This window comes from Mycobacterium gastri, assembly GCF_002102175.1.
In the GTDB taxonomy this organism is placed as follows: domain Bacteria; phylum Actinomycetota; class Actinomycetes; order Mycobacteriales; family Mycobacteriaceae; genus Mycobacterium; species Mycobacterium gastri.
The window spans coordinates 1-7,846 of the sequence record NZ_LQOX01000145.1 but is presented as its reverse complement, the minus strand read 5'-3'; the positions used below and the strand labels follow the sequence as shown (position 1 = coordinate 7,846).

Annotated in this window: 5 protein-coding genes and 2 pseudogenes; 1 reads left to right on the top strand and 6 read right to left on the bottom strand. The window is 62.5% G+C overall.

Translation table 11 applies throughout. From position 1 onward, the window contains the following. Positions 1 to 218: 218 nt before the first annotated feature. The 4 genes from AWC07_RS23555 to AWC07_RS23540 form a co-directional block, all read right to left on the bottom strand. The gene (locus AWC07_RS23555) at positions 219 to 542 is read right to left on the bottom strand and encodes a hypothetical protein (protein WP_341865278.1); all 324 of its coding nucleotides are present in this window, start codon (positions 540 to 542) and stop codon (positions 219 to 221) included. 290 nt (positions 543 to 832) lie between these two features. Beyond that, a complete protein-coding gene (locus AWC07_RS23550) occupies positions 833 to 2,359 on the bottom strand; it encodes a phospholipase C (protein WP_036409600.1) in 1,527 nt (508 codons plus the stop codon). Positions 2,360 to 2,703: 344 nt separating this feature from the next. Continuing rightward, a complete protein-coding gene (locus AWC07_RS23545; RefSeq protein ID WP_036409570.1) occupies positions 2,704 to 4,236 on the bottom strand; it encodes a phospholipase C in 1,533 nt (510 codons plus the stop codon). A gap of 207 nt (positions 4,237 to 4,443) precedes the next feature. Beyond that, a complete protein-coding gene (locus AWC07_RS23540; RefSeq protein ID WP_036409569.1) occupies positions 4,444 to 5,979 on the bottom strand; it encodes a phospholipase C in 1,536 nt (511 codons plus the stop codon). Positions 5,980 to 6,642: 663 nt separating this feature from the next. Between AWC07_RS23540 and AWC07_RS23535 the strand changes: the two genes are divergently transcribed. Next, positions 6,643 to 7,365, top strand: a complete 723-nt coding sequence (locus AWC07_RS23535) for a GAP family protein (RefSeq protein WP_036409598.1) — start codon at positions 6,643 to 6,645, stop codon at positions 7,363 to 7,365. A gap of 126 nt (positions 7,366 to 7,491) precedes the next feature. Here the strand turns inward: AWC07_RS23535 and AWC07_RS27815 are convergent. Together AWC07_RS27815 and AWC07_RS23530 are read right to left on the bottom strand one after the other, a co-directional pair. Further along, positions 7,492 to 7,620 (bottom strand): annotated as a pseudogene (locus AWC07_RS27815) (type VII secretion protein EsxI); the annotation flags it as partial. After that, positions 7,616 to 7,846 (bottom strand): annotated as a pseudogene (locus AWC07_RS23530) (PPE family protein); the annotation flags it as partial. The pseudogenes AWC07_RS27815 and AWC07_RS23530, both read right to left, overlap by 5 nt.

Below are 7,846 nucleotides of genomic sequence, written 5' to 3'. Positions count from 1 at the left end.
ATCTCGAAGCGGCCCGCCATCGCCCGCATCGCGTGCGGGTCGGTCATAAAGCGTGTTGCCATGTTGCCTGTCTCCTTGTCAACTGGGCTTATATAGTCAACTGGGCTCTTGCTACTCGTACTCGGGAATTATTTGTGCAGATTGACTCCTCGTAGTGCCGACCGCGGTGATACGGAAGTCACCCATCGGTCATGAAGAACGACAGTCACCCCTTTCTCTCAACCGGCCGCCGGAGAATGCGGTACGACCCTGCTGCTACGCGGCACCTCGAACCGAGGTTCGGCATTGGCTGCCTCCCACTCGTTCCACTCCGCCCACTCGTCCCACTCCTCGGTGCCGAGTTCGGCGGGTTCGGGATCGACCGCACCGGGCACGATGGCGACCTCGGCCGCTTCATCCTCTTTGCCCCAGTGGTCATAGTCATCCGGTGGAACGGCCGTACCCCAGCTGAGTGGAACCGATAACCCGCCAAGCATCCCCGACTCACCGCGCTTCGCCGACACGGCATCGGGCGGCAAAGGCGGACCAAGAGGCAAAAGCACGCTGTCCCCTTCCAGTGCCGATTCCAATAAACCAACCCTCAATGGCAACCACAAACCATCGAGCACTTCGCATCGTATGACAATCCCGCGGCCAATATCCCGATTTCTCCGATTTCTCTGCATGCCCGCACGAACAGCGGCGCCGCGGGCCGACGTGGGGTGGCCGGCTGGGGCACCGCCGTTCGCAACGGCCGACCCTGTCGCTTGATCCGCGCAGCAGGAAACGCCGCGCACGGCAGCGGCTGCACCGTAGTTACAGGGTGAAAATGCATTCAAAAGGCGGTCGATCGTCAGCAGATGCCGCTGGGAATTCCGCGGACCGGCCCCGATTCCTGGACCGGCATCGTCTGCGGATAAGGCACCCGATAGGGAAGCCCTTCGTTGAGAAACCCCAGGACCACGTTGGGCACACAGTTGGCAATCTTCGGCAGCTGCCGGGCCGGGTGGTCCAGGTTGGGTCGCGACGGGTCGGGCGGGGCGGCGAAATTGAATGCCGACGTCATATCTCCGGTCACGCTGGCCCGCCAGGGGGTCAGGTTGGGGACCGGAACCCCGAAGCGCTTGCCGATGAGTTGCAGCTGCGACGTGTGGTCGAACTGGTCGTGGACCATCAGCCCGCCTCTGCTGTAGGGAGAGATAACGAAACATGGCACCCGGTACCCCAGACCGATCGGCCCCCGGATACCACCCGAGCCATCGACCTTGTTGATGTCGACGCTGTTGGGAATCCATTCGCCGGGTGTGCCCGGCGGCGCCGTCGGTGGCGTGACGTGGTCGAAAAATCCGCCGTGTTCGTCGTAAGCGATGATCAGCGCGGTCTTTTCCCATACGGCCGGATTGCGAAGCAACGTCCGGATCAGGTTGACGATCGTGACGGCACCCACGGCGATCGGAAAGGACGGATGCTCGGAGTCGACGGTCAGCGGCACCACCCAGGAGACTTGCGGCAGCCTGTTGTTGATGACGTCGAGGACGAAGTCCCCGGGATATGTTGGCGCTATCCCGTATCGCGCCAGATCCGACCGCGGATCTCCCGCCGCCTTGAAACTGCCGACATAGCCGTTGCGGCTCAGCGACGTGTCGTTGAGGCCGCCGAGCAGCTTGCTGTTGTAGACCTTCCAACTGATGCCGGCGTCGCTGAGGTTTTGGGGCATGATGCGCCAACTGAACGTCAGTTTCGGTTGGATGGACGGCTCGACTATCTGTGGTCCGCCCTGGTCGCCGTCGGGGTTGACGGTGCCACTGATCCAGTAGAGCCGGTTGGGCATCGTCCCGCCGAGAAGCGAAGAGTGGTAGTGGTCGCAGACGGTGAACGTGTCGGCCAGCAGGTAGTGGATCGGGATGTCGGGGCGCGCGTAGTAGCCCATCACCACGGGCGTATTGGCCGCCGACCGGGTCCTGGCTTGCGCCGCAAGCCAGCCGTCGTTGGCGCCGCCATTCCACGACAAATGCGCCGCGATCCACTGGTGGTCGGGGTCGTTGACGCATTCGCCAACCCCGTTGGGGCCCCTGGTCGTATCGATGCGGTACGGCAAGGTAATGCCGGCGGGGTCGACCGCTTGCGTCTGCGGATTCCAGCCCTTCTGGGCGAACAGCGGAGTCGGGGTGTCGAACCCATCCACGCTGGAGAGCGTGCCGAAGTAATGATCGAATGATCTGTTTTCCTGCAGGCACAAGACGATGTGTTCGATGTCGGTTAGATGCCCAGAACATGGGCCGGCAGCGTAAGCCTTTTCGATCACTGGGCCGGCCCAGTCCTTGAGAAAGGCTGCCGCCCCGACGCCGGTGGACTTGGCCAGGAATTCTCGACGAGACATCCCGGCAAATGCACTGCCGCCCACCGGCCCTCCTCTATCGATGTTTGAGTTGACCGTATAGGCGTGACGGAAGTCGGCAGCGAAACGCAAACCGGCGTGTCCGGTGCGTATTCGATCCTTTTGACTGCGGTCCGCGGTGTCGTGTTCAAACTTGAATCGGCCGCATCGGCATAACCGGGCCGCCGGGAATAACAAGTGCCGGCCTATCGGGTCTCGGCGAAGAAACCAGTTGCCACGTTGGGCGCGCATACCGGTCCGGGCGGGCCGCGCCCGTCCGCTGTACCCGCTCAGCCAGCAGAAACCGCTCAGCATTGCCCAGCTGCGGCCGAGGCGGCACAGCCGGTTCAGCAGACGCCGCTGGGAATTCCGCGGGTCGGTGACGTTTCCTGGGTGGGCATCATCTGTGGAAATGGCACCCGATACGGAATTGATGTCTTGGTCGTCGTTCCCAATACCGCGTTGGGAACGCACTGCGGCAGTTTGGGGACTGACTTCAGTAACGGGTGATCCAGATTGGGTTTCGACGGGTTCGGCGGGACCGCGAAATTGAACGTCGAAGTCATATCGCCGACCACGCCGTTTCTCCAGGCGCTGAGGTTGGGAACGGGCACGCCGAACCGCGCGCTGATCAATTTCAGCGTCGAGGTGTGGTCGAACGTGTCGTGGACCATCAGCGGACCGCGACTGTAGGGCGAAATGACGATGCACGGGGTGCGGAAACCCAAGCCGATGGGCCCGCGAATACCGCCGGAACCCGGTACGGAGTTGATATCGGGAACGGTGACGTACTCCCCGGGGGTACCCGGTGGCGGCGTCGGCGGCGTCACGTGGTCGAAGAAACCTCCGTTCTCGTCGTAGTTGACGATCACCACGGTCTTCTCCCACACCGCCGGATTCGACAGCAAAATCCGCAGCACGTCGACGATACCGACGGCGCCGATGGAAACGGGTAATGCGGGATGTTCGGACAACAAGAATCCCGGCAGCACCCAGGAAACTTTGGGCAGCGCGTTGTTCTTGACGTCAGCGGCGAAGTCCAAGGGATACGTAGGGGCGATGCCGTAGCGGGCCAAATTGGATCTCGGATCTGCGGCCTGCTGGAAATCGTTGATCAGTCCGTTGTACCCCACAACCGTATTGTTAAGCGGCCCCAGAAATTTGTTCTGGTAGACCTTCCAGCTAACGGCGGCGTCTTCGAGGTTCTGCGGCATGATCCGCCAGCTGAGTTTTTGCTGCGGCTGGATGATGGGTTCGATCAGAATCGGACCACCGTTGGTGCCGTCCGGATCGATCCAGGCGCTCATCCAATACAGCCGATTGGGCGTGGTCCCGCCCAATAGCGAGCAGTAATAGCCGTCGCAAACTGTGAATGTGTCCGCAAGCAGGTAGTGGATGGGGAGGTCCCGGCGAGTGTAGTAACCCATCGTCACCGGGACGTTGCCCTGCAGCGGGCTGGACGCGGCCTGCGCCGGCAACCAATCGTCGTTGGCGCCGCCGTTCCATGAGTTATGCATGGCGATCCAGCCGTGATCCGGGTCGTTGACACATTCGCCGTCAAGCAGCGGCCCCCGGGTGGTGTCGAACCGGAAGGGGATCGTGGTGCCGGCCGGGTCTACCGCCTGCGTCGCCGGATTCCAGCCCTTTTGCGCGAATGCCGGTGACGGATCGTTGAAACCCCGGGTGCCCGATAACGTGCCGAAGTAGTGATCGAATGACCGATTCTCCTGCATCAACAACACGATGTGCTCGATATCGGTCAAATGCCCCGAGCAAGGCCCGGCTCCATAAGCCTTTTCGATAATCGGGGCGGCTAATGACGTGAGAGCGCCGGCGGTGGTGGCGGCAGCGGCTTTAGCAAAGAATTGTCGACGGGTCATTCCGTCGACTGGGTGCTCGCTCCCCACACGCCCTCCTTGATGGCCGCTACGCACATTCCCGATCACGGTATAGTTACGCCGGCCATCAACCCTGATAAGCCCACCGGCGTGTCGGACCCGATACGCAAGCCAGTGCTGATCATTTCGATGCCGGAGCGCAAATCGTCCCGTCGTCACCGAAAGCCGTAACGGCAGCTTCTCGGCCGATTAGCAAAGCCCGCTGGGAATTCCTCGAGTGGGGCTGCTTTCCTGAGTCGGCATCATTTGGGGATAAGGCACTCGGTAAGGAATGGCCGGCAGCGTGCCGTCCGTCGTTCCCAATATGACGTTGGGGATGCATTGCGGCAGTTTCGGCACTGCTGCCAAGAGCGGATGGCTCAAGTCGGGTCTGGTCGGGTTCGGCGGTGTTGCGAAGTTGAACGCGGAGGTCATGTCGCCCACGACGCCATCGCGCCAGGCGGTCAAATTGGGAACCGGCACACCGAAGCGCGCGCGAATCAACTTCAACTGCGAGGTGTGGTCGAACGTGTCGTGGACCATCAACCCGCCGCGACTGAACGGCGAAATGACCAGGCAGGGCACCCGAAAGCCCAGGCCGATCGGGCCCCGGATGCCCCCGGAACCGGACACTGCGTTGATGTCGGGCACCGTGACGTACTCACCGGGAGTACCCGGCGGTGCCGTCGGCGGCGTCACGTGGTCGAAGAAGCCGCCATTTTCGTCATAGCTGATGATCAAGGCGGTTTTCTCCCACACCGCCGGGTTGGAAAGCAGGATGCGCAGCGCGTTGACCATCGCCACGGCGCCCAGCGCCACCGGCAATGCGGGATGCTCCGACTGGATGAACGGTGGAACCAGCCAGGAAACCTGCGGCAACCGGTTGCCTTTGACATCAGCGGCGAAGTCCAGCGGGTAGGTCGGCGCGATGCCGAACCGAGCCAGGTTCGACCTCGGGTTTGCGGACTGCCGAAAAGCCTGCACTAGCCCGTTATTGCTGATGGGAGTGTTGATGAACCGCCCGGCGTCTTTGCTTTGGTACACCTTCCAACTGATGCCGGCGTCCTCGAGGTTCTCCGGCATGATGCGCCAGCTGTACTGCTGCTCGGGCAGGAAGCCGGGCTCCACCAACTGCGGTCCGCCGTTGGTGCCGGCGGGATCGATGGTGGCGCTCATCCAATACAGCCGATTAGGCAGCGTGCCACCGAGCAGCGAGCAGTGGTAGCCGTCGCAGATGGTGAACGTATCAGCCAACAGATGGTGGATCGGGATGTCCTGGCGCGTGTAATAACCCATGACCATCGGGACATAAGGCCCGGTGCGCGTCGCCGACTGCGCCGGAAGCCAGTTGTCGTTGCCGCCGTTGTTCCAGGAGGTGTGCATGGCGATCCAGGCGTGGTCGGGATCATTGACGCACTCGCCGTCCAGAATGGGGCCACGGGTGGTGTCGAGCCGGAATGGAATGGTGATTCCCGCAGGGTCGAGTGCCTGCGTCATCGGATTCCAACCCTTTTGTTGGTACGCCGGCGACGGGTCGTTAAAACCTCGGGTGCTCGAAAGTGTGCCGAAGTAATGGTCGAATGACCGGTTCTCCTGCATCAACAACACGATGTGCTCGATGTCGGTCAAATGCCCCGAGCATGGGCCCGCACCATAAGCCTTTTCGATCACCGGACCGGCAAAGTCCATCAGCAACGCCGCAGCGCCGGCGCCGGTGAGCTTTGCAAAGAACTCCCGGCGTGACATTCCCCGGAAGGGGTTTTCTGTCACGTAATTCGCCTCCCTGCGCACAGTTCAGCTCACGGTATAGTTACGACGCCGATCGATCGCGGCAGGCCGACCGGCGTGTCGCAGGCCTATTTTCACCTGCAGCAAACGCGCTGGAATCGGTTTCCGGGATCGGTATCGCCGGTCGCGGTATACCGGCGGGTACGGAGTTCGGGTGTGTTGACCGGCGTTGTCGAGACCACGAAAACCGCGGCGAAACCGCCGGGGCCTGGTTAAGCCGCGCTCGGAGCGGTGCCAGGCGGCGGCGACCCGCCCGAAGCGCACCGACCGGGTGACCCTGTCATCGAAGCGGACGGTACGCCGTGCCGGCGCAACCCATTGCGGCCAACGTGCCAATACCCATCGGATTAAAGTGCGTGACGACAAAAATTTATCGAATCCCACATTCCTAATCGATCCTTCATAGTGCCATTTCTCGACTTGGCGCCGATACCTGCATCCGCCCCGATTATTCGAGGTCAGCGCCCGTTCATCGACTTTTCAAACGAATGGCATTCGGCACCGTCGGTCTTAATCTGACGCCAGAAATGACGTCCTGGCGCGAGTAACCCGGTGGTGATCGGAAAACCATTGTCCCGACCGGGTTTCGTGATCGTCGTCGTCGTTGTAGCGTCCGTTGCCATGTGGGGTACAGTGCTCGTGTTGGCGCTCCTGGCGACGGCCGACCCGGTGCGGATCGGGATCAGCGTTCTCCTGTCGTCGCGACCTCGTGCCGTCGGCCAGCTCGTAGCGTTTTGGCTCGGCGGCATTGTCACCAGCGTTGCTCTGGCTGCGGGTGTGCTCTTCGGACTACGAGGATTCACGCTCGACGTCATGCACCGGGTCGAAGTTGCCACCGCCAGTTCCACCGCCGGACACATTCAGATCGCGATGGGTGTCACGGCGCTGTTCGTCGCCGCGCTGGCGATTGGCCTCTCCCCAGGCCAGCGGATACGGCTTGGGATGACAGGCACCAATCCATCGCAGTTGCAGGTCCGGACGTCCATGACGATCTCGAGGTTGTCGACGCGAGCCCAGTTCGCGTTGCAGGCCCGCCCGCTGCGGGTGGCGTTCGTCCTCGGAGTCGGGATGTTGGCGGATCTCCGGTTTCTGGTAGCGCTCACTGCGATTTTGGCCTCCGGAGCTGCGGTGGCCACCCAGGTCACAGCAGCGGGGGTGTACACCCTTGTCGCGCTGGCATTCGTCGAGCTCCCACTCGCCAGCCAGCTGGCGGCGCCGGCGAAGACCGGCCAGATCATGTCGGTGCTGCAGCGCTGGGTCAAGGCTCGACGGCACCAGATCTTCGCAGTCGTCATTGCGCTGCTGGGGACATTCCTGATGACCAGGGGGATAGGTCACGTATAAGGGCCCGGTTCTGATTGCGGCCGCCGGCGCCGGTTTCGTCGCCTCGTCACACATCGCGTCCGCGCCGAGACCACGGATCGCTTCGACTGTCATGGTGAGGGCATGGATAACACTGGTTGGTAGGTGTTACCCGCGCCCTGTAGAACCAGCGGCTTGCACCTTTTGACCGTGGGCGTTGGCGTGTTCGTAGATCACCTGGAAGGTGCGGCCCAACGCGGTGATGAACTCCTGGCAGGCGACCGATCTGGCCCTACCCGACACCGGTACGCGGTATCACACTCGGGCGCGCCTGCACCACATGCGGATTCGCGCCCCCACGGCCCATCATCCCGCCGGGCATCCCCGCCCCGGCACCACCGGCGCCCATCGGCATCGGCATCATCGGCATCCCGCCAGTGCCGGCAGCCTGCGCCAACTCCGCCGCATTGGGCAACCCGCCCAACCCCGCCATCGCCGCCGACGACAGCCCCTTGGGCATCGA

What these genes read in the sequence shown, in the direction of transcription:
- AWC07_RS23545 (WP_036409570.1), bottom strand. Translation starts at nt 4,236, where the DNA reads ATGACCCGTCGACAATTCTTTGCTAAAGCCGCTGCCGCCACCACCGCC.
- AWC07_RS23550 (WP_036409600.1), bottom strand. Translation starts at nt 2,359, where the DNA reads ATGTCTCGTCGAGAATTCCTGGCCAAGTCCACCGGCGTCGGGGCGGCA.
- AWC07_RS23535 (WP_036409598.1), top strand. Translation starts at nt 6,643, where the DNA reads ATGTGGGGTACAGTGCTCGTGTTGGCGCTCCTGGCGACGGCCGACCCG.
- AWC07_RS23540 (WP_036409569.1), bottom strand. Translation starts at nt 5,979, where the DNA reads ATGTCACGCCGGGAGTTCTTTGCAAAGCTCACCGGCGCCGGCGCTGCG.